Genomic DNA, 22440 nt, shown 5'->3' with positions numbered 1-22440 from the left:
GATCCCCTCCGGCGGCGCACCATTGTCCCCGCCATCTCCAGGAGCCATTCATGGCCGATCTCAAAGAAGCTCGTGTTCCCGACATCGGCCACGCTGACGTACCGGTCATCGAAGTACTGGTCAAGGCCGGCGACCGCGTCGAGAAAGAACAGAGCCTCATCACCCTGGAATCGGACAAGGCCACGATGGAAGTCCCCGCACCGTTCGCCGGCACGGTGAAGGAAGTGAAGCTGAAAGTGGGCGATGAAGTTTCCGAAGGCGCGGTGATCGCCATCATCGAGGCTGACGGCGCTGGCGCCGCACCCGTCGCCCAGGAAGCACCCAAGGCCGCCGCCGCCCCGGCGCCCGCCAAGCAGGCCGAGGCGCCCCAGGCGCCCGCCGCTGCCGCGCCCGCGCCATCCGCCGGCGGCGTGCGCCCCGCGCTGGTGCCGGACATCGGCCACTCCGGCGTGCCGGTGATCGAAGTGCTGGTGAAGGTGGGTGACACCGTCACCAAGGATCAGAGCCTGATCACACTGGAGTCGGACAAGGCCACGATGGAAGTGCCGTCGCCGTTCGCCGGCGTGGTGAAGGAACTGAAGGTGAAGGTGGGCGACGAGCTCTCCGAGGGCGACGTGATCGCCATGATCGAAGGTGGCGATGCCGCGCCTGCCGCACCGGCAGCCGCACCGGCCCCGGCGCCGGCACCCGTGGCGGCTGCACCGGCCCCTGCGCCCGCCCCCGCGCCGCAAGCCGACCGCAGCAACCTGCCGGTGGCCCGTCCGCCGGTGGATGCCAGCGTGGTGATGCCGGGTGATGCGCCGTACGCCAGCCCGGCGGTGCGCGCATTTGCCCGCGAGCTGGGCGTGGACATTGCGCAGGTCAAGGGCAGTGGTCGCGGCGGCCGCATCCAGCGCGACGACGTGAGCGGCTATGTGAAACACGCGCTGGCCTCCGGCGCGCGGCCGGTTTCCGGCGGTGCGGCGGGCGCTGGCAACGGGCTCAGCCTGCTGCCGTGGCCGAAGGTGGATTTCGCCAAGTTCGGCGAGATCGAGGAAAAGCCGCTGTCGCGCATCCAGAAGATTTCCGGCGCCAACCTGGCCCGCAACTGGGCGATGATCCCGCACGTCACCCAGCACGAAGACGCCGACATCACCGAGCTGGAGGCGTTCCGCAAGCAGCTTGGCGCGGAGAACAAGGACACCAAGATCAGCCCGCTGGTGTTCCAGATCAAGGCGGTGGTGGCGGCGCTGAAGGCGTTCCCGCAGTTCAACGCCTCGCTGGACGAGAGCGGCGAGAAGCTGGTGCTCAAGAAATATTTCCACATCGGCATCGCGGTGGACACGCCCGATGGCCTGGTGGTGCCGGTGATCCGCGACTGCGACAAGAAGGGCCTGCTGGAGCTGGCGCGCGAGCTGGGCGAGATCTCCAAAAAGGCGCGCGACAAGAAGCTGGGCCCGGCCGACATGTCGGGCGGTTGCTTCTCGATCAGCTCGCTGGGCGGCATCGGCGGCACGTATTTCACGCCGATCGTCAACGCGCCCGAAGTGGCCATCCTGGGTGTGTCCAAGTCGGCGATGAAGCCGGTGTGGAACGGCAAGGAGTTCGCGCCGCGGCTGATGCTGCCGCTGTCGCTGTCCTACGACCACCGCGTGATCGACGGCGCGCTGGCCGCCCGTTTCGCCGTGTTCGTGGCCAACCAGCTGGCCGACATCCGCCGCCTGCTGCTGTGACGGAGGCCGCATGCTGCTGGCGGCGGCACTGATTCCCGCGGAGCCCGCAGCTACGCCGGTCAGCGAGTGGTTGAGTCGCCCGCTGTTCCACGGCGGCGGCTTTGATCTGACCGTCGGCTCGCTGGCGGCGGCGGTGCTGCTGTTCTGTCTTTGCGTATTGCTGTCGATGCTGGTGCGGCAGTTGCTGCGCCGTTACGCGCGCCGCTACGAGCACGTCAACCTGTCGTCCATCTACGTGTTCGGCCGCTTGATGCACTACCTGTTGCTGCTGGTCGGCGTGTTGCTGGCGCTGAATGCCAGCGGCATCCCGATCGCCCGTTTCACCGTGTTTGCCGGCGCGCTGGGCGTGGGCCTCGGCTTTGGCCTGCAGGCCATCTTCAACAACTTCGTCTGCGGCGTGGTGCTGCTGTTCGACCGCAGCCTCAAGGTGGGCGACTTCGTCGACCTGGCTTCCGGCGTGCACGGCCGCGTGCGCGACATCCATATCCGCGCCACCCGCATCACCACCAACGACGACATCGATATCCTGGTGCCGAACTCCGAATTCGTGAACGGTCGCGTGGTCAACTGGACCGTGCGCGAGGGCTTCCGGCGCCTGAAGGTTCCGTTCCACGTGGCCTACGCCAGCGACAAGGAAACCGTGCGGCAAGCCGCGCTCCAGGCGGTGCACGAAGTGAAGTTCACGCTGGACGCCGAGGGCGACAAGGCGCCGCAGGTGCGACTGGTGGCTTTCGGCGAATGGGCGCTGCAGTTCGAGCTGGTGGTGTGGCTGAATGCCGATGCCACCCGCCGACCCGGCGCCGCGCTGGCCGCCTACAACTGGGCGCTGCATGATGCCTTGCTGGCGCATGGCATAACGATTCCCCTGCCGCAGCGCGACGTGCAGTTGCGCCGGCCCCAACGCGCTATCCCTGTCTCCTGAATCCCGTGGCCGGCGGCCACAACCGCCAGCCCGCAACTCCCGAGGAAAAACCATGGCCAACACCATCGAAGTAAAAGTTCCCGATATCGGCCACGACAACGTGCCGGTGATCGAGGTGCTGGTGAAAGCCGGCGACACCGTGGAAAAGGAACAGAGCCTGATCACGCTGGAGTCGGACAAGGCGACCATGGAGGTTCCCTCCAGTGCCGCGGGTGTGGTCAAGGAGTTGAAGCTGAAGGTGGGCGACGAGGTTTCCGAGGGCGCGGTGATCGTTGTGCTGGAGGTCGCCGGCGATGCCGTGGCGGCCGCCCCGGCACCGACGCCCAAGGCCGAGACGCCGAAGGCTGCTGCGCCCGCCCCGGCACCTGCCGCCTCGCCGGCGCCGACTGCCGCAGGCGCGTCCGGTCGCACGCCCGACGTCGAATGCAAGCTGGTCGTGCTCGGCTCCGGCCCCGGCGGCTACACCGCGGCGTTCCGCGCCGCCGACCTGGGCGTCGACACCGTGCTGGTGGAGCGCTATGCCAGCCTGGGCGGTGTCTGCCTCAACGTGGGCTGCATCCCGTCCAAGGCGCTGCTGCATGCCGCCGCCGTGATCGATGAAGCCGAGGCGATGGCTGCCCATGGCGTGAGTTTTGGTGCACCGAAACTCGATCTCGACAAGCTGCGCGGTTTCAAGGAAAAGGTGGTCGGCCAGCTCACCGGCGGCCTGGCCGGCATGGCCAAGGCGCGCAAGGTGCGCACCGTGCAGGGCACCGGTACCTTCGTTTCGCCGAACGAACTGGAAGTCCAGACGAACGACGGCGTGAAGCTGATCCGTTTCGAGAACGCCATCATCGCCGCCGGCTCGCAGTCGGTGAAGCTGGGCATGTTCCCGTGGGACGACGAGCGCATCCTCGACTCGACCCGCGCGCTGGAAATGAAGGACGTGCCGAAGAAGCTGCTGGTGGTGGGCGGCGGCATCATCGGCCTGGAAATGGCCACGGTGTATGCGGCGCTGGGCAGCGAAGTGACCGTGGTCGAGTTCATGGACCAGATCATCCCGGGCGCCGATGCCGACCTGATCAAGCCGCTGGCCAAGCGCCTCGGCAGCCGGCTCAAGGGCATCCACCTGAAGACCAAGGTGGTCAGCGCCAAGGCCACCAAAAAAGGCATCGAGGTCGGTTACGAGGGCGACAGCATTCCCGAAACCACGCTGTTCGATCGCGTGCTGGTGTCGGTGGGCCGCTCGCCCAATGGCGGCAAGATCGGCGCGGAAAAGGCCGGCGTGGCGGTGACCGATCGCGGTTTCATCAACGTCGACACGCAGATGCGCACCAACGTGCCGCACATCTACGCCATCGGCGACCTGGTCGGCCAGCCGATGCTGGCGCACAAGGCCACCCACGAAGCGCACGTGGCGGCCGAAGTGGTGGCCGGGCTGAAGAGTCATTTCGATGCGCGGGTGATCCCGTCGGTGGCGTTCACCAACCCGGAAATCGCCTGGGTCGGCGTGACCGAGCGCGAGGCGAAGGAAAAGGGCCTGAAGGTCGGCGTGGGCAAGTTCCCGTGGGCGGCCTCGGGCCGCGCCATCGGCATCGACCGCACCGAAGGCTTCACCAAACTGATCTTCGACGAGGAGACCCATCGCATTGTCGGTGGCGGCATCGTCGGCGTGAACGCGGGCGACCTGATTTCCGAACTGGCGCTGGCGATCGAGATGGGCAGCGAAGCGGCTGACATCGCCCTCACCATCCACCCGCATCCCACCCTGGGCGAGTCGGTGGGGATGGCGGCCGAAGTCTACGAAGGCACCATCACCGACCTGTACATCCCGAAAAAGAAGTGACCCTCGACAGACTGCAGGAGCGCACCGTGTGCGCGAATGCTCCTGTAGGAGCGGCTTCAGCCGCGATGCTTCTCATTCGAAGCCATCGCGACTGAAGTCGCTCCCACAAACAGATCGCCCTGCATCGCCTCGTCCTCCGCTTCGATAAAGCCGGACAAGCCCACGCCGACCAGTCGATAGCGGTGATCCGCTGACTGGTCCACACGATCGCGCAACGCACAGGCGATATCGGCAAGCGCGTGGGCCGATGACGGGTGTGTCGACGGCGTCAGGCTGCGGGTGAGGGTGCGGAAATCCGAGGTCTTGAGTTTCAGCACCACGGTGCGCGCCACCCGGCGGTGATCGCCGGTGCCGTGCTGGCGCAGGTGACCGGCCCAGGCTTTTTCGGCCAGGCGGCGGATGTGCGGCTCGATCTCGTCCAGCGGCAGATCATGCTCGAAGGTGTCTTCGGCGGAAATCTGCAGGGTGGGGCGTTCGGACTGCACCGCGTGGTCGTCGATACCGCGCGCCAGTTCATGCAGGCGGCGACCCCAGCGACCGAAGCGGCCCTCCAATTCGGCCAGCGCATGCGCCCGCAGCGCACCCACGGTATCAATGCCCAGCGCCGCCAGCTTCGCCTCCATCACCTTGCCCACGCCGGGCAGCCGGCCGACCGGCAGCGGGGTTAGAAACGCTTCGACCTGGTGCGGGCGGATCACGCACAGGCCGTCGGGCTTGTTCCAGTCCGAGGCGATCTTGGCCAGGAACTTGTTCGGCGCCACGCCGGCCGATGCGGTCAACGCCGTCTCGGCGCGGATCGCCGCCCGGATCGCCTCGGCGGTGGCGGTGGCCGAGGGCAAGTCGGTTTTCGGGTGGGTGACGTCCAGGTAGGCCTCGTCCAGCGACAACGGCTCGATCAGGTCGGTGTGGCGGGAGAAGATCTCGCGGATCTGCCGCGACACCGCCTTGTAGCGCACGAAATCCGGCGGCACGAAGATCAGCTGCGGACACAAGCGCTCGGCCCGCATCGCCGGCATCGCCGAGCGCACGCCGAACACGCGCGCCTCATAGCTGGCCGCACACACCACCGAGCGCGCGCCACGCCAGGCCACCGCCACCGGCTGGCCGCGCAATGACGGATCGTCGCGCTGCTCCACCGACGCGTAGAACGCGTCCATGTCGATGTGCAGGATTTTTCGTGGAGGGACGGACACGCGGGCAACCGGAATACCAATGCCCGGATTCTAGAACCCGCCACGGTCACCATGTGTCAGCAGTGATGCGGATGGCCGACTCCGCGGTACGAATGGGGCTGGTCGAAACCACCCGCACAATGGCAAGGTGGCGGCCATGACGACCCAACCTGCCGCCTATGCCCGCCGCCTGAACAGTTGGGACGCGGCGATGATCGTGATCGGCGGCGTCATCGGCGCCGGCATCTTCCTCACGCCGTCCACGGTGGCGCGCAACACGGGCTCGGGTACCGAGGTGTTGATCCTGTGGACGGTCGGCGGCTTGCTGACCCTGGCCGGCGTGCTGTGTTACGCCGAGCTGGGCGCGCGGCGGCCGCAGGCGGGCGGCATCTATGTCTATCTGCGCGAGGCGTTCGGGCTGCTGCCGGCGTTCCTGTTCGGCTGGACGATGGCGCTGATCAACTACCCCGGCAGCGTGGCGGCGGTGGCCACCATGTTCGCCCGTTACCTGTGCGCGGCGATCGGCCTGCCGCTGCTGTATGCGTCGCCGGTGGCGGTGGGGGCGATCGTGTTCATCGTGGGCGTCAACCTGTTCGGCATCCGTGCCGGTGCGCTGATCCAGAATACGTTCACCGTGTTGAAGCTGGCCGCATTGGCCTTGCTGGTGGTGGCCGGGTTGATCCTGGCCGACGGCAATTTCGGCCTGGCGCTTTCGACCGACAGCGCGCATCCGGTGTCGTCGTGGGCTTTCGCAGGCGCGCTGCTGCCCGTGCTTTTCAGCTACGGCGGTTTTCATTACCTGAACGATCTGGCGGGCGAGGTGCGCGATCCGCAACGCACCTTGCCACGCGCGCTGGGCCTGGGCATGGGCGGGGTAGTGATCTGCTACGTGCTGGCCAACCTGGCTTATCTGGGCGGCCTGGGTCATGCGGGCCTGGCCGCCAGCGAAGCGCCCGCGGCGGACCTGATGGCGAAGCTGTTCGGCCCGCACGGCGCCACCGTGATCGCGGCGGGCATCGCCTGTTCCACCTTCGGTTACTGCAGCATCGCGATCGCCGGCGGTGCCCGCGTGCTGCAGACTATGGGCGCCGACGGCATGTTCTTTCGCGCGGCCGGGCGCATCGATGCGCGCACCCGGGCGCCGCAGATCGCATTGCTGGCGCTGGGCGCGTGGGCGATCGTGCTGACGCTGTCGGGCAGTTTCAATCAGCTGCTCAACTACACCACGGTGGGCGAGTGGCTGGGCCACGTGTTCGGCATCGCCACGCTGTTCTGGTACCGCAAGCATTTCATCGACGAGCCGGCGCCGTACCGGGTGCCGTTCTATCCGCTGCTGCCGCTGGTGTTCGTGATCACCGTGTTCGGCGTGATCGTGGCCTCGGCGATCAACCGCCCCGGCGACGCGGGCATGAGCCTGCTGATCATCGCGCTGGGCGTGCCGGTGTATTACGGCTGGCGCTGGCTGGAAGGTCGCAAGGCGGGTTGAATGCGGCGCTGAGATCGGCACTCGGTGGGCAACCGATGCGGTGGCCGTGCCGTTGCCTGGCGACCGCGCGTTGCGCGCACCGCGATGGCTGCGCTTCACCTTCGCGCGCCATACTCGACGTTTCGATCGAGACGGCGGAGCCATGAAGCGGATCGTCCTCGCCGGTTGCCTGGGCCTGTTGTGCGGCTGCCACGCGCAGGCGTCGATGACGCCGATCGACCTGGCCGCGCCTGCCGCGACGGCACCCGTCACGCTGGAGCGTGTGCACCGCGACGGCGCGCCGCAGGTGATCGACGGTTTCACCCTGCAACGCTTCACCTTCGAGGCGGCCGTTTCGCCGGCATTGACGGTGACGTCGGCGAACGCGTTGGCGACCGACGACGAACTGCAGGTGCAGGTGCAGAACGCGATGCCTTGGGCAGTCACGCTGACCATCGACATCGGCGGTGCGAACCCCGATCAGCACCTGCACGCGCAGGTGGGCTTGCCGGCCGGGCCGCCGCAGACGCTGGTGATCCCGTTGCACGCGACAAGTCCGCGCCAGATGGGCATGCAGGTCGCGCCACCGATGCCATTCGACGATCACGGCCGCCCCATCCTGCTTGCCACCACGGTGGAAGGTCGGCTCGAACCGCGCACGGTGCACACGCTGCGCTTCGGGGTGCCGGCGCCGCAGGCGGAGCAGACGCTGCTGTTTGGGCGCGTCGAGGCGGTTTCCGGGCAGGCGCTGCAGCGTGAAGCCTATACCGGCATCGTCGATCGTTATGGCCAGGCCGCGCGCGGCCGGTGGCCGGAGAAGATCACGTCCGACGCCGCCTTGCGTGCCGCGCATGCCAGCGAACGAGTGGCACTCGACAAGGCAAAAATGCACGTCGGTCAGGACGAGTACGGCGGACGTCTGGACTTCCAAAATCTGACAAAAACCGGTTGGTTCCATACGCAAAAGGTGAATGGACGCTGGCACCTGGTGACACCCACAGGCCATGCGTTCTTCTCGCTGGGTGTCAACGCGGTAGCTGCCGATGGTGGGCGCAGTTATGTCGAAGGCCGCGAGTTCATGTTCACCGGTCTGCCGCCGCGCGATGGCGAATGGGCCGCCTTTTACGGCACGGGCGACAATCGCAGCGTGGAGCAGGGCGCCAGCCAGGGCATCGGCTACAACCACGGGCGCTGGTTCGATTTCTACGCGGCCAACCTGTATCGCGTCGATGGCATGGGCTGGCTGGCCGCATGGCGTACGCGCACGCTGGAGCGGTTGCAGGCCTGGGGCTTCAACACCCTGGGCGACTGGAGCGACCCGGTGCTGGGACAGGCGCATCGCCTGCCGTACACGCGCTCGATCAACATCGCCGGCGCTTACGCCAATGTCGCCAGCGGGCTGGATTATTGGGGCCGCATGCCCGATCCGTTCGACCCGCGATTCGTGCAGGCGACCGATGCCGCCGTGATCAAGGCCAGCACCGGCGTGCGCGACGACCCGTGGCTGCTGGGCTATTTCGCCGACAACGAACTGGCCTGGGCCGGCGCGGGTGCGCAGGGGCGCTGGGGACTGGCGCAGGGCACGCTGGCGGGTGATGCGGCCAGTCCCGCCAAGCGGGCGTTCATCGCCGCGCTGCGCAAGAAATACGTGGCGCCCGAAACGCTGGCCAATGCCTGGGGCATCGCGCTGACCTCATGGAGCGCGCTCGACGCCACCGGTTTTGCCGCGCCGCTGCCGAGCGCGGCGCATCCGGCCATCGCCGACGACTATCGGGCGTGGTTGCGGCAGTACGCGGACGCCTATTTCCGCACCGTGGCGGAGGCCATCCACCGGCACGATCCGCACCACCTGTTCCTGGGCGGCCGCTTCGCGGTGAACACGCCGGAAGCGGTGGCGGCCTGCGCCCGCTATTGCGACGTGGTCAGCTTCAACGTCTACGCCGACCTGCCGCAACACGGCTTCGACGCCGCCGCGATGCGTGCGCTGGACAAACCGGTGCTGATCAGCGAATTCCACTTCGGCTCCGACGACCGCGGTCCGTTCGGCAAGGGCGTGGTCTCGGTGGCGAACGAGGCGCAACGCGGCCCGGCCTACGCCCACTTCCTGGCGGCGGCCGCCGATGATCCGCAGATCGTGGGCGCGCACTGGTTCCAGTATCTGGATCAGCCGGTGACCGGCCGCCTGCTCGATGGCGAGAACAGCCACGTGGGGCTGGTCGGCATCACCGACATCCCGTTTGGCGGGTTTGTGGATGCGGTGCGCGAGGCGAATCGCCGGCAGCGATGATGTCCGACTCGGTTCCTCCCCTGCATCGCAGGGGAGGGAGCAGAACTACGCCAGGCTGGTCGCCACGCCGAAGCTGATCGCCATGATTGCCGCCACCGCCATGCAGGCGCTGCCGGGGCGGATGCGGCGGGCGTCGATGCGCGGCACCAGCCGCCACAGCAGCACGGTGCCGATCAGCATGTCCAGCACCAGCGCCCAGCGCAGCAACCCGGAGGTCAGCAGGGCGCCATACGGCGGCTGCAGGTGTCCCTCGTAGGCGGCCACGCCCACCACCAGCAGCATGCCGAGCATGGTCCAGACCAGGCAGGCCAGGTAGATGCGGTTGAACACCACGGCGCAGCGTTCGGTCCAGCGCAGCACCGACCAGCCGATGAGCGCGAACACCAGCGCCGCCATGCTGCTGTAGAGCACCCACCACAGCAGGCTGCTGATCACGGTAAGAAAGGTGGTCATGTGATCTGCTTGAACCCCAGTTTGCGCAGCAGCTTGGCCATCAGCCATGCGGGGCCGATCAGCAGGTAGGAAAGATCAGTGAGGAAGCTGGGCCGGCGCCCTTCGTACTGGTGGCCGATGAACTGGCCGATCCACGCCACCACGAACACGGCGATCGCCACGTAGCACAACATCATGGCGCCCAGCCGGTAATAGAGCAGGTTGGTAAACAGCCCCAGCACGGCGAACACTAGCAGCAACCCCAGCGCCAGCCGGTGCGAGCGCTTCCAGTACCAGTAGAACGCCAGCACCATCACCAGCACCGACCACGCGCCCGGCCGCGCGAACGACGCCGGCACCGGGACCGTCCACAGCAGCGCGATCACCGACCACACGATCGGCGGCACGCACAGCCAGTGGAACACCTGGTTGGTGGGATTCTGGTGATCCCGGCTGTAGCTGTCGAGCCAATCCTGCATGGTGCGCATGGGGATCTCCGGACCTTGGTGGCCGATCAGTCGAGCCGGATGCCGGCCAGCTTGTGCAGCGCTTCGCCGTATTTCGCGGCGGTGCGGGCGATCACCTCGTCGGGGATCACCGGACCGGGCGCGGTCTTGTTCCAGTCCTGCGTTTCCAGCCAGTCGCGCACGAACTGCTTGTCGTAGCTGGGCGGGCTGATGCCCACGCGGTATTCGTCGGCGGGCCAGAAGCGCGAGGAGTCGGGCGTCAGCATCTCGTCCATCACGTACAGCTTGCCGCTGGCATCGGTGCCGAATTCCAGCTTGGTGTCGGCGATGATGATGCCGCGCTCGGCCGCATACGCCGCCGCCCAGCGGTAGATCGCCAGCGTGGCCTCGCGCACCTTGCCGGCCAGCTCGGCGCCCACCGCGTCAACCATCACTTCGTAGCTGACGTTCTGGTCGTGGTCGCCCACGGCGGCCTTGGTCGACGGGGTGAAGATCGGTTCCGGCAGTTGCTGTGCCTGCTGCAGTCCGGCCGGCAAGGTGATGCCGCACAGCGCGCCCGTGGCGCGATAATCCTTCCAGCCGGAGCCGATCAGGTAGCCGCGAGCGATCGCCTCCACCGGCACCGGCTTCAGCCGCCGCGTCACCACCGCGCGCTTTTCGTACAGCGCCAGGTCGGTGCCGGGCGGCAGTACCTCGGCCAGCGGCACGTCGAGCAGATGGTTGGGGACCAGATGCGCGGTCTTGGCGAACCAGAAGTTGGAGATCTGGGTCAGCATCTCGCCCTTGCCCGGGATCGGGTTTGGCAGCACCACGTCGAAGGCCGAGAGCCGGTCGGTCGCCACCATCAGCAAGCGGTCGTCGGACAGCGCGTAGACGTCGCGCACCTTGCCACGGTGAATCAATTCCAGGCCGGGCAGGTTCGATTGCAGCAAGGTGGTGGGCACGACGGCGGTTCCGCTGGGGGAGAGATGCCCATTCTAACGGCTGCGGCCGGGTGGCCGGAAATGCGGCATCGGCGCACACGGCGTCCGGTCCGCGCGGCGGGTTGCGGGTGCACTGCTAGAATTGTCGACCTTTAGCCCCATGTGTTGCCGATGCGAATTTCATTGCTCGCGGGACTGTGCCTTGTCGCCGCTTCCACGCTTTGCGCCCAGACCGTGCCGCGCCCCGCGCGGCTGGGCTTGTGCGCGGCCTGCCACGGCGCCAACGGTGAATCCACCATGCCCGGCGTGCCGAACCTGGCCGGCCAGCGGCTCGACTACCTGCGCGACGCGCTGGCGCAGTATCGCGACGGCCGCCGCGACGTACCGGTGATGCGCACCGCCATCGGCGCCGTGAGCGCCGCCGACCTCGACGCGCTGGCGCGCTGGTACAGCGCGCAGCCCACCACGCGGCAGGCGCAGCCATGAGTTACTCGTATACCTTGTGGTTCACGTTCTTCGGCCTGCTGATCGGGCACGGCGCCGGCGCGATCACCGGCGCGATCATCGGCTTCATCTTCGACAACCTGCGCCACAGCCAACGCAAGCGCGCCACGCCGGAGGCGGGCGGTTTCGTGGGTCCGCTGTTCACCCTGCTGGGCGCGGTGGCGAAATCCGATGGCCGCGTGTCGGAGGCAGAAATCGCCATCGCCGAGCGCCTGATGAGCCGCATGGGCCTGGGCGCCGAGCAGCGCAAGCAGGCGGCCACCAGTTTCAATGTGGGCAAGCAGCCGGAGTTCGACGTCACCCACACCATCAACGAGTTGCGCCAATGGGTGGGCATGCGCCGCGACCACGCGTTCCCGGTGCTGGATGTGGTGATCGAGACCGTGCTGGCCGAAGGCAACCCGCCGCCGGAGAAAATGGCCATCCTGCGCCAGCTGGCGTTCGCGCTGCGCATCAGCGACATGGAGCTGATGGCGCTGATGGCGATGAAGGGCTATGCCTGGAATGCCGGCCCCGGCCGACGCGGCCATGGCCCGGGTGCGGGTCCGGGCGGCTACGTGCCGCCGCAACGCTCCAGCCAGGGCCCCGACCCGTATACCGTGCTGGGCGTCGACCGCAACGCCGACGATCGCGCGATCAAGCGCGCCTACCGCAAGCTGATTTCCGAACACCATCCCGACCGCTTGGGTGACCTGCCCGACGACATGCGCAAGCGCGCCGAGTCGCGCGCCAGCGAGATCAACGCGGCGTACGACCGGATCAAGGAAGCGCGCGGGTTCAAGTGACGGGAATGGGGAATAGGGAATCGGTTTAGGCGCTTGGCCGTGACGTGCCGGCTGGATACATCGGTTTCAGAGCATCATGATTACCGTATTCCTCACGGACCTCGTGAACTTCCCATTCCCGATTCCCCATTCCCGATTCCCGGCCCTCAAATGACCAAGCAAGCCCCGATCATCGCCCCCTCCATCCTCGCCGCCGATTTCGCGCGGCTGGGCGAGGACACCGCCGCCGCGCTGGCGGCCGGTGCGGATTGGGTGCATTTCGACGTGATGGACAACCATTACGTGCCCAACCTCACCATGGGCCCGATGGTGCTGGGCGCGCTGCGCAAGTACGGCATCACCGCACCGATCGACGTGCACCTGATGGTCAAGCCGGTGGACCGCATCGTGCCGGACTTCGCCAAGGCCGGTGCCAGCCTGATCAGCTTCCACCCCGAAGCCAGCGAGCACATCGATCGCACGCTGGGGCTGATCAGGGATTCGGGCTGCCAGGCCGGCCTGGTGTTCAACCCGGCCACGCCGCTGGACCATCTCGATTACGTGATGGACAAGCTCGACATGATCCTCATCATGTCGGTCAACCCGGGCTTCGGCGGGCAGAAGTTCATCCCCACCGCGTTGGAGAAACTGCGCCAGGTGCGCCAGCGCATCGACGCCAGCGGCCACGCGATCCGGCTGGAGATCGACGGCGGCGTCACGGCGCAGAATATCGGGGCCATCGCGGCCGCTGGCGCCGACACCTTCGTGGCCGGCTCGGCGATCTTCCACGCCGGCGATTACCGCGCCGAGATCGCCGCGATGCGCGAAGCCATCGCCCAGGCTCGCTGAACCCCGAGCCGCCGAGCCACGCATAAAAATCCCGGCCAGCAGGGACTGGCCGGGAGAAACGTCATCGTCGACGTGTGAGTCACCACTCGATTGGCCCCGCCGACCGGTGCCGCCGCTGCAGAGAGGGATCAGCGACGACCTCGGTGTCCACGGCAATGGCATGACGAAGCCAATCCCCTGTTCTGACCCGGGCAAACCGGGTTGGTTCCCGAGCCAACACGGCGGATTTGTTCAGGTTTCCGCCGCTGGCGCATCCGTGTCGCCGTCAGTACGCGCCCAGCAGGAAGCCCAGCAGCAACGCGCCGAGGGCCAGCGTGACGCGCAAGGGTTCGAAGCTGCGCAGCTCGGCATTGGGGTCCACGTTCAATCGATCGGAAGCAGGCATGGCGTTCACGGGGTTGGGGGTACACGACGAATTTGAACGGTTCGTGGGGTGGGATTACTGTCCGAAGCAGGCAATTCGGCGGCAGATTTCTGGCGATACCGGGGCACCGGCGTTGCCGGGCCCTCGGCGCACATCGAAGGAGGTGGCGGTCATGGATTTCAAGAGCTTGGGTGGAGCGATTCTCGCCGGGGCACTGGGCCTTGCCTCATGCGCGAGCGCCGCCAGCATCGACCAGCAAAAATCTGCCCCGACAACCGGCGGCACCGGTTCGGCGAGCCTGTTTGAAATCGACCGGACGGTCGATGACCTGAGCAAGGTCTATTGCCCGCAGGGCCTGGAGCACTTCCTGCCGGGCAGCTACTACTACTGCGTAGGGGTTCGCGACCTGGCCAAGGGAAATTATCCCCGCAGCAGGAGGATGCTGCGGATTGCAGCCGGCTGGGGCAACAAGTCGGCGCAGTTCCTGCTGGGCATCGGCTACTTCAAGGGCGACACCGGCCGGCTCGACCGCCCGCTCGGGCTGGCCTGGATGGGCCTGGCGGCGGAACGCAAGGACCCGAACTACAGCGCGATCTTCGCCTCGGCGTGGCAACAGGCCACGCCGCAAGAGCGGACACGGGCGCAGGCCCTGTGGCAATCGATGCTGCCCACGTATGAGGATGCGCACGCGGCGCGGCGCGCGGAAATGCGTTTCGAGCATGAGCGCGATGCCCTGGTGGCGCGGTCCAGCGCGGGTCAGCAGGTCTGCATCGCCGGCTTGAACGTGTCCCACATCGGTACGGTCGTGCCCGAATACCAGGCCAACAACAACATGTCCGCCTGCGGCGGGGCCGACATGCCGGTGGAGCTCGTGGCGAAGAAGCTGGATGTGTACGCCGAGCAGTTGTTCGACGGTTGGGCCGGGCATGTCAGTGTCGGCGCGCTGAAGGCGGTCGAAGGTCCCTCGAAGTAGGCACTGGCAAGGCAATCCCGGGTGTTGCCCATGGCAAAACGCGGGCGTCGCGCCGCCGCGCCTTGCGTGGCGGCAGCGCGCATAGCACGCTGCACGCTCCACACGGGAGCCAGCCATGGGTCGCAGCATTGCCATCGTCGAGGACGAGCCGTCCATTCGCGCCAACTACGTCGAGGCGTTGAACCGTTTCGGCTATGACGCCCGCGGTTACGCCTCGCGGCAGGAGGCGTCCAGCGCATTCGCGATGCGGCTACCGGAGCTGGTGATCATCGACATCGGCCTGGGCGACGAGCCGGAAGGCGGCTTCGACCTGTGCCGCGAGTTGCGGGCGAAGTCGGCCACCTTGCCGCTGATTTTCCTCACCGCGCGCGATTCGGATTTCGACGTGATCTCCGGCCTGCGCCTGGGCGCCGACGACTACCTCAGCAAGGACACCAGCCTGCATCAGCTGGCCGCACGCATCGCGGCGCTGTTCCGGCGCATCGCGTCGTTGCAGGCGCCGGCGTCCAGCGAGACGGTGATCGAGCATGGGCCGCTGAAGCTGGAATCCGAGCGCATGCGCATTACCTGGAACGATGCCGAAGTGCCGCTGACCGTCACCGAATTCTGGATGGTGCACACGCTGATCCGCTTCCCCGGCCACGTGAAAAACCGCGACCAGTTGATGCGCGAGGCGGAACTGGTCGTGGACGACGCCACCATCACCTCGCACATCAAGCGCATCCGCAAGAAATTCATCGCGGTGGCGCCGGAGTTCGATGCGATCGAAACCGTGCACGGCGTGGGCTACCGGTGGAAGCCGTGATGCCACGCATGTGGATGGTGCTGGTGCTGTCGTTCTTCGCTGGCACGGTCGCCGCGACGGCGGCGGATGACACGCTGGCGCACGGTGCCCGCGATGGTGCGGCGCCGGCGTGGTCGATCGACGTGGCCACACCGGCGGGCTGGACCCGCGACTGCTGCCTGTACGCCCGCGCGATCGGCGTCGATGCCGTGCTCTACCAGGGCGAATGGACCGGCAAGCCGCAGCGCGTGATGGTGCTCAATGTGTGGCCGCAGAAACTGCCCACGATGGCGGCGGAAATCGAGGCCGACCACAAGCGCTACCTGCAGCTCGATCCCGCCGGCAAGGTATCCAGCTTCGCCGTGCGGCACCGGACCATGAGCTGCGAGGCCACGGTCTACCAGGGCAGCGACCACATCGACGATGTGCTGGTGTTTTGCGACCCGGGCAAGGCCAGCGGGGTTCGTCTCAGCTGGTCGATGACGGTGAACGACAACGACCCGCAGCGGCGCGCCCTGCTCGATGATTTCATGCGGGTGGTGGTGGCCACCCGCTATCACCGCGACCATGAAGCGCACGTACCGGCGCATGCAACTGGCCCGCGTGGTGGCTGAACGGTCATGCCGTTGATGCGGGCCGCTGGCGCATGACGCTGCGCCGCAAACTGTTGCTGGTGGCGCTGTGCACGCTGGCCTTGCCGGTGGCTGGCTGGCAGTACGCGCGACAAATGGAATCGCTGCTGCGCGAAGGCCAGGCGCAAGCCTTGCTGGCCTCGGCACGGGCGGTGGCGCGCAGCCTGGCGGTCACCGGCGCGGTGCAGGCGCAAGGCGACGCGGGCTGGTACGTGCAGACCGCGGTCAACCCGATCACCGTGGATGGTTACGCCGACGACTGGGCGCCGCTGACGCCGTGGCGTCAGCCGCTCAATCCGGGTCGCGGGACCGACGGCAGTCTGTTGCTGGCGCGCGATGGTGACGGCTTGTACCTGTACGCGCAGGTCAGCGACACCCAACGCACGCGCGCCGACGCAGGCGACGCGAACGCGCTGGCCGCCGATCACCTGATCCTCGCGCTGGCCAACGACGCCGGGCAACAACGCTATCTGCTGGCCAGTGCGGCGCCGGGTGCCGTCGTGGCCCAACTGCTCGATCCGCCGGTACCCGGGTTGCCCGACCAGCTTGCGGCGCAATGGCAGGAGGACGGCAGCGGCTTCCGGGTGGAACTGCGCCTGCCGGCCACGCTGCCGTTGCGCGGCTTGGGCGTGGGTGCCTACGTCGCCGCCACCGGTGGCGACCGCATGGCGGCCCCGGTGCGACCGTTGCTGGGCTACTCGGAGGCGCTGTCGGCCGAACTGGCGCAGTTGGCGCCGGACCGCGTGCAGGCACGCGTGTTGGCACCGGGCGGCTGGTTGCTGGCACGCAGCGGTGGGCTGAATACCCGCCCCGGCGTGGATGCCCAGCCCGGCTGGTTCGCCTCGCTGGTCTATCGCTCGCTGCTGGCAGCGCGGCTGGAAGATGCGGATCTGTGGTCGCAGGACGTGCCGCGGCTGGCAACCGGTGAAGTGGCCACCGCGGCCTCGGGCCATCCCGCCAGCGTGTGGCGCGCCGGCGAGGAGCGCGGCAGCGTGGTGCTGTCGGCGGCCGTGCCGATCGTTCGCGATGGCCGGATCGACGGCGTGTTGCTGCTGGAACAGGCCAGCCGCGCGGTGCCGCTGCTGGCCAATCGCGCGCTGCTGGGCCTGCTGCTGACCAGCGTCGGCGTGCTGCTGCTGGCGGGCGCGATCCTGCTGGCGTTCGCCACCCGCCTCAGCGTGCGCCTGGCTCGCTTGCGCAATGCGGCCGAACGGGCGCAGTTGAACGATGGACAGCTGGACGGCCAAACCCAGCGCATCACGTTTCCCATGAGCGACGCGCGCGACGAGATCGGCGACCTGGCGCGCAGCTTCGAGAAGCTGTTCGACGTGGTGGGCGGCTATACCGATTACCTGCGCACGCTGGCGTCGAAGCTGTCGCACGAGTTGAACACGCCGCTGGCCATCGTGAAGTCCTCGCTGGACAACCTCGAACATGCCCAGCTCCCCGCCGAGGCGCAGCCTTACCTGGCCCGCGCCCGCGATGGCGCGGCACGTCTCGGTGCGCTAGTGCGCGCCATGGGCGAGGCCAGCCGCATGGAACGCGCGATCGCCGCTGCCGAGGCGGAGGATGTGGACCTGCGCGATGTGGTGCGCGGTTGCGCCGATGCGTACCGCGCGCTGGCCGGCACGCGCCGCCTCGACTGCGTGCTGCCGGAGTCATCGCTGCCCATGCACTGCGCGCCCGAGCTGATCGCCCAGGCACTGGACAAGCTGTTCGACAACGCGCTGTCGTTCACCCCGGAAGATGGCTGGCTGCGGCTCAGCCTGCGCCCGCTCGACGACGGCGCCGAGATCGAGCTGGCCAACCAAGGTGCGCCGTTGCCGGCGGCGATGCAGGGCCGTCTGTTCGACTCGCTGGTGAGCCTGCGCGACAAGGCCGTGCCCGGCGACGCGCCGCATCTCGGTCTGGGCCTGTACGTGGTGCGGCTGGTGGCCGAGCGCCACGGCGGCAGCGCCAGCGCGCGCAATCTCGATGACGGCAGCGGCGTGGCCTTCAGCCTGCGGCTGCGGCACATGCCGCGGCAGCGGCTGGCTTGAGATCGCTCCTCCCTCCGTTGCAGGGGAGGAGCGAAAGGCCCGATTCGCGGGATGTTTGCGACTGCCCCTACAATGGCCGTTCCCCGTTTGGCCATCCGGATCATCCACGTGATTTCCCGAGACGAGTTCGACGCGCTGGCTGCCCAAGGGCATACGCGCATACCGCTGGTGCGCGAGGTGTTTTCCGACCTCGACACGCCGCTGTCGGTGTACCTGAAACTGGCCGATGGCCCGTACACCTTCCTGTTCGAATCGGTCGAGGGCGGCGCCACCTGGGGACGCTATTCGATCATCGGCCTGCCGGCGAAACGCGTGTACCGCCTGCGCGGCCACGAGCTGGAAGTGGAGGATTCGGGCGAAGTCACCGAACACCGCCACCTCGATGACCCGCTGGGCGAGATCGAGAAACTGCGCGCGCAGTACGACGTGCCGCGGCTACCGCAGTTGCCCGCGTTCTCCGGCGGCCTGGTCGGCTATTTCGGCTTCGAGACGATCGGCTACATCGAGCCCCGGCTGGCCCGGTGGGACCGCGCCGACGAGCTGGGCACGCCCGACGTGCTGCTGATGCTGGCCGAGGAAGTGGCCGTATTCGACAATCTCAAGGGCCGGCTTTACCTGATCGTGCACGCCGATCCATCGCAGCCGCAGGCGTACGCCGAGGCGCAGCGCCGGCTCGACGCGCTGGTCTACCGGCTGCGTCAGGGCGGCGCCTCGTACCCGCAGCTGGCGCAGTCGGTGGCGCTGGACGAGGGCGATTTCAAATCCTCGTTCACCCGTGAGGAGTTCGAGGCGATGGTGGAGAAGGCGAAGGAGTACATCCGCGCCGGCGACATCTTCCAGGTGGTGCCGTCGCAGCGGCTCAGCATCGGTTTCAATGCGCGGCCGGTGGACGTCTATCGCGCGCTGCGTGCGTTGAATCCCTCGCCGTACATGTATTTCGTGGACCTGGGCGCCACCCAGATCGTGGGCTCCTCGCCGGAGATCCTGGCGCGGCTGAAGGACGGCAAGGTGCTGGTGCGCCCGCTGGCCGGCACGCGCAAGCGCGGCGCCACAGAGGAGGAGGACCAGGCGCTGGAAGCCGAGCTGCTGGCCGACCCGAAGGAGCGCGCCGAGCACGTGATGCTGATCGACCTGGGCCGCAACGACATCGGCCGCATCAGCGAAACCGGCAGCGTGGAAGTCAGCGACTCGTTCGCGATCGAACGCTACTCGCACGTGATGCACATCGTGTCGCAAGTGCAGGGCACCGCGCGCGCCGGCCTCAGCTACATGGACGTGCTGAAAGCCACGTTCCCCGCCGGCACGCTCAGCGGCGCGCCGAAGATCCGCGCGCTGGAAATCATCCAGGAGCTGGAGCCGTACAAGCGCAACATCTACGCCGGCGCGATCGGCTGGATCGGCTGGTGGGGCGACGCCGACACCGCCATCGCCATCCGTACCGCGGTGATCCAGGATGGCCGCCTGCACGTGCAGGCCGGTGCCGGTATCGTCTACGACTCCGACCCCGCCGCCGAGTGGGAGGAGACGATGAACAAGGGCCGCGCGCTGTTCCGCGCCGTGGCGCAGGCGGCCAAGGGTCTGTAAGGCCACATATCGAACGCGAAACATGGCAGTCACTGACTGCGCAAACCATCGAAGGGGAGCCAAGCATGCGTATCTGGACAGGAATCTCGGCCGTCGTCGCGTTGGCGGCACTGGCTCCACTCACGGTGGCGGCACAAGCGGCACCTGCCGCCAGCCAGACCGCCACCGATGCGGCCACCGCGAAGGCCGAGGCGCTGGTGGCGCGGATGACGCTGGCCGAGAAACTGCCGCAACTGCTCAACGTGGCGCCGGCCATCCCGCGGCTGGGCATCCCGCGCTACAACTGGTGGACCGAATCGCTGCACGGCGCGCTGGGCACGCTGCCCACCACCAACTTCCCCGAGCCGATCGGCCTGGGTGCCAGCTTCGATGCGCCGCTGGTCAAGCGCGTTGCCGCGGCGATCAGCACCGAAGTGCGCGGGCTGCACACGCTGGCACGCGAGACGGGGCGTCTGGGTCGCATCGGCACCGGGCTCGACACCTGGTCGCCCAACCTCAACATCTTCCGCGACCCGCGCTGGGGCCGTGGCCAGGAAACCTATGGCGAGGACCCGTTCCTCACTGCGCGCATGGGCGTTGCCTTCGTCGAAGGCATGCAGGGGCCCAATCCGGATCGGCCGGAGGTCATCGCCACGCCCAAGCATTTCGCCGTGCACAACGGGCCCGAGTCGACCCGCCATGAGGCCAACGTCTTCGTGTCGAAACACGACCTGGTCGACACCTACCTGCCGGCCTTCCGCGCGGCGATCACCGAGGCCAAGGCCGGCTCGATCATGTGCGCCTACAACCGCATCGACGGCCAGCCCGCCTGCGCCAACGACATGCTGTTGAAGCATTACCTGCGCGGCGCGTGGGGTTTCACCGGCTACGTGGTGTCCGACTGCGATGCGGTGAAGGACATCAGCGACCACCATCATTACGCACCCGATGGCGCCACCGCCGTCGCCGCCGCGGTGCGGGCGGGCGTCGACAACGAATGCAACGGCGCGACCTTGTCCGATACCGCGGGGCTGGAGGATCGCTACAGCGAAGCGCTGCAGCGTGACCTGATCTCGGTGGCCGACATCGACCGCGCGCTGGTGCGCCTGTTCGCGGCGCGCTACCGCGTGGGCGACCTGGCCGGCCTGCCCGGCACGGCGCCGGCGGTGCCGCCGTCGGCCATCGGCAGCGCGGCGAACAGCCAGCTGGCGCTGGATGCCGCGCAAAAGACCCTGGTGCTGCTGAAGAACGACGGCGTGCTGCCGCTCAAGACCGGCGTGAAGGTGGCCGTGATCGGCCCGCTGGGCGACGCCACGCGCGTGCTGCGCGGCAACTATTCGTCGCCGCTCAGCGGCGCGCCGATCTCGGTGCTGGACGGCCTGCGGCAGGTGCTGGCCGCGGCCCAGGTCACCCTGGTGCCGTTCGGGCCGTCGATCACCGATGGTGACCGCGTGCCCACCGCCGTGCTGCAAACGCCCGATGGCAAGCCCGGGCTGCTGGCGCGCTACTACAACCCGGTGACGCCGCCGCCGGCCAAGTTCAACGCCGCCGACATGGCCAGGCAACTCGCCGCCATCCGTTACCAGGCCAAGCCGGTGGTCAGCCGCATCGAGCCCGACGTGGGCAAGCGCGATCTCGACCTGGCCAAGGTCAACCACCATCACCGCACTGTGTGGACCGGCTTCCTGGTGCCCACGGAAAGCGGTACCTACCGGCTCGGCCTGTCCGGCTCACTCGGCACCATGACGTTCGACGGCGCGGCCTTCATCGATCGCACCAAGTCGCGCTGGAACGATCTGGCGACGATGAAGACGGTGACGCTGGAGCGCGGCCACCGTTATCCCGTCACCGTCGATGCGACTGGTGGCGTCGACCTGGCGTGGAAGCGCATCTCCACCACGCCGGAGGCCGATCTCGATCGCGCCGCGGCGCAGGCCGACGTGCTGGTGGCCGTGGTCGGCCTCACCTCCGACCTCGAGGCCGAGGAAACCGGCGTCACCGTGCCCGGCTTCGCCGGCGGCGACAAGACCACGCTGGACCTGCCGGCCGACCAGATCGCCATGCTCAAGCAGGCCAAGGCCACCGGCAAACCGTTGGTCGTGGTGGCCATGAACGGCAGCCCGATCGACCTGGCGTGGAGCAAGCAGAACGCCGCGGCGATTCTCGAAGCGTGGTATCCGGGCCAGTCCGGCGGCCTCGCCATCGCCAACGTGCTCAGCGGCAAGACCGATCCGGGCGGGCGCCTGCCGCTGACCTTCTACCGCAGCGTGGCCGACTTGCCGCCGTTCGGCGATTACCGCATGGAAGGCCGTACCTACCGCTACTTCAAGGGCGAGCCGGTCTATCCGTTCGGCTTCGGCCTCAGCTATACCGAGTTCACCTACGGGCCGCTTCAGGTGACACCCGCCGCCGGTGGCGCCGCCAACGGCCTGCACGTGTCCACCGTGGTGACCAACGCCGGCCAGCGCGAAGGCGGTGACGTGGCACAGCTTTACCTGCGCTTCCCGGCTATTCCGGGCGCACCGCAGGTGGCGTTGCGCGGCTTCCAGCGCGTGGCGTTGAAACCCGGCGAAACGCGCACCGTCAGCTTCGACCTCTCGCCACGCGACCTCAGCGCAGTCACCGCCGACGGCCAGCGCGAGGTGATGCAGGGCGATTACACCGTCAGCGTGGGTTCGGGCCAGCCCGATACCGGCGTGGCGACGCGCGAGGCGCGTTTCTCGGTGGATCGGGCGGTGGTGATGCCCAACTGACAACAGCCGC

General features: G+C 67.8%; 18 protein-coding genes. 14 read left to right on the top strand and 4 right to left on the bottom strand.

Features of this window, described 5'->3' with window-relative positions; translation table 11 throughout:
- Positions 1–50: 50 nt before the first annotated feature.
- The 3 genes from aceF to lpdA are packed head-to-tail and all read left to right on the top strand — an operon-like array spanning position 51 to position 4459.
- Complete coding sequence (gene aceF, locus ASD68_RS13815; protein ID WP_056607808.1) at positions 51–1712, top strand: dihydrolipoyllysine-residue acetyltransferase; 1662 nt, start codon at positions 51–53, stop codon at positions 1710–1712.
- A gap of 10 nt (positions 1713–1722) precedes the next feature.
- Positions 1723–2634 (top strand): mechanosensitive ion channel domain-containing protein, encoded by a 912-nt coding sequence (locus ASD68_RS13810; RefSeq protein WP_056084728.1) that lies wholly within the window; start codon positions 1723–1725, stop codon positions 2632–2634.
- Positions 2635–2686: 52 nt separating this feature from the next.
- Positions 2687–4459, top strand: a complete 1773-nt coding sequence (gene lpdA / locus ASD68_RS13805) for a dihydrolipoyl dehydrogenase (protein ID WP_056607806.1) — start codon at positions 2687–2689, stop codon at positions 4457–4459.
- A 56-nt stretch (positions 4460–4515) separates the two neighbouring features.
- Here lpdA and dinB read toward each other — a convergent pair whose 3' ends face one another.
- Complete coding sequence (gene dinB, locus ASD68_RS13800) at positions 4516–5652, bottom strand: DNA polymerase IV (RefSeq protein WP_082546080.1); 1137 nt, start codon at positions 5650–5652, stop codon at positions 4516–4518.
- Between the two features lie 136 nt (positions 5653–5788).
- Here dinB and ASD68_RS13795 point away from each other — a divergent pair, with 136 nt between their 5' ends.
- Both ASD68_RS13795 and ASD68_RS13790 read left to right on the top strand, forming a co-directional pair.
- Positions 5789–7117 (top strand): amino acid permease, encoded by a 1329-nt coding sequence (locus ASD68_RS13795; protein WP_056084736.1) that lies wholly within the window; start codon positions 5789–5791, stop codon positions 7115–7117.
- A 142-nt stretch (positions 7118–7259) separates the two neighbouring features.
- Positions 7260–9383, top strand: a complete 2124-nt coding sequence (locus ASD68_RS13790) for a hypothetical protein (RefSeq protein ID WP_056607803.1) — start codon at positions 7260–7262, stop codon at positions 9381–9383.
- 45 nt (positions 9384–9428) lie between these two features.
- On the opposite strand, the gene ASD68_RS13785 is transcribed toward ASD68_RS13790, so the two are convergent.
- The 3 genes from ASD68_RS13785 to ASD68_RS13775 are packed head-to-tail and all read right to left on the bottom strand — an operon-like array spanning position 9429 to position 11226.
- Positions 9429–9836: a hypothetical protein gene (locus ASD68_RS13785; RefSeq protein ID WP_056607802.1), complete on the bottom strand. Its 408-nt coding sequence runs from the start codon at positions 9834–9836 to the stop codon at positions 9429–9431.
- Positions 9833–10303 (bottom strand): Mpo1-like protein, encoded by a 471-nt coding sequence (locus ASD68_RS13780; protein WP_056607800.1) that lies wholly within the window; start codon positions 10301–10303, stop codon positions 9833–9835. Before ASD68_RS13780 ends, ASD68_RS13785 begins: the two co-directional genes overlap by 4 nt.
- 26 nt (positions 10304–10329) lie before the next feature.
- On the bottom strand, positions 10330–11226 hold the full coding sequence (locus tag ASD68_RS13775; RefSeq protein ID WP_056607798.1) for a phosphoribosylaminoimidazolesuccinocarboxamide synthase: 897 nt from the start codon (positions 11224–11226) through the stop codon (positions 10330–10332).
- 150 nt (positions 11227–11376) lie between these two features.
- Between ASD68_RS13775 and ASD68_RS13770 the strand changes: the two genes are divergently transcribed.
- The 9 genes from ASD68_RS13770 to ASD68_RS13730 all read left to right on the top strand — a co-directional run bounded on the left by ASD68_RS13770 (position 11377) and on the right by ASD68_RS13730 (position 22430).
- Positions 11377–11691, top strand: coding sequence for a c-type cytochrome (locus tag ASD68_RS13770; RefSeq protein ID WP_056607795.1), 315 nt, complete (start codon positions 11377–11379; stop codon positions 11689–11691).
- Complete coding sequence (gene djlA / locus ASD68_RS13765) at positions 11688–12494, top strand: co-chaperone DjlA (protein ID WP_056607793.1); 807 nt, start codon at positions 11688–11690, stop codon at positions 12492–12494. The genes ASD68_RS13770 and djlA overlap by 4 nt, the downstream gene beginning before the upstream one ends.
- Positions 12495–12644: 150 nt before the next feature.
- Positions 12645–13322, top strand: coding sequence for a ribulose-phosphate 3-epimerase (gene rpe / locus ASD68_RS13760; RefSeq protein WP_056607785.1), 678 nt, complete (start codon positions 12645–12647; stop codon positions 13320–13322).
- Between the two features lie 536 nt (positions 13323–13858).
- Complete coding sequence (locus ASD68_RS13755) at positions 13859–14659, top strand: hypothetical protein (protein ID WP_056084761.1); 801 nt, start codon at positions 13859–13861, stop codon at positions 14657–14659.
- 115 nt (positions 14660–14774) lie between these two features.
- A complete protein-coding gene (gene pdsR / locus ASD68_RS13750) occupies positions 14775–15464 on the top strand; it encodes a proteobacterial dedicated sortase system response regulator (protein ID WP_056607784.1) in 690 nt (229 codons plus the stop codon).
- The gene (locus ASD68_RS13745) at positions 15464–16057 is read left to right on the top strand and encodes a hypothetical protein (RefSeq protein ID WP_056608084.1); all 594 of its coding nucleotides are present in this window, start codon (positions 15464–15466) and stop codon (positions 16055–16057) included. Before pdsR ends, ASD68_RS13745 begins: the two co-directional genes overlap by 1 nt.
- Positions 16058–16089: 32 nt before the next feature.
- Positions 16090–18114: an ATP-binding protein gene (locus ASD68_RS13740; protein ID WP_056607783.1), complete on the top strand. Its 2025-nt coding sequence runs from the start codon at positions 16090–16092 to the stop codon at positions 18112–18114.
- Positions 18115–18222: 108 nt separating this feature from the next.
- The gene (gene trpE / locus ASD68_RS13735) at positions 18223–19698 is read left to right on the top strand and encodes an anthranilate synthase component I (RefSeq protein WP_056608082.1); all 1476 of its coding nucleotides are present in this window, start codon (positions 18223–18225) and stop codon (positions 19696–19698) included.
- Between the two features lie 65 nt (positions 19699–19763).
- Positions 19764–22430, top strand: a complete 2667-nt coding sequence (locus tag ASD68_RS13730; protein ID WP_056607782.1) for a glycoside hydrolase family 3 C-terminal domain-containing protein — start codon at positions 19764–19766, stop codon at positions 22428–22430.
- Positions 22431–22440 lie beyond the last annotated feature (10 nt).

Origin of the sequence: Rhodanobacter sp. Root627 (assembly GCF_001427835.1) — a bacterium.
Taxonomy (GTDB): Bacteria; Pseudomonadota; Gammaproteobacteria; order Xanthomonadales; family Rhodanobacteraceae; genus Rhodanobacter; species Rhodanobacter ginsenosidimutans.
The sequence above is the reverse complement of the archived record's forward strand: the minus strand, read 5'-3'. Positions and strand labels throughout refer to the sequence as shown.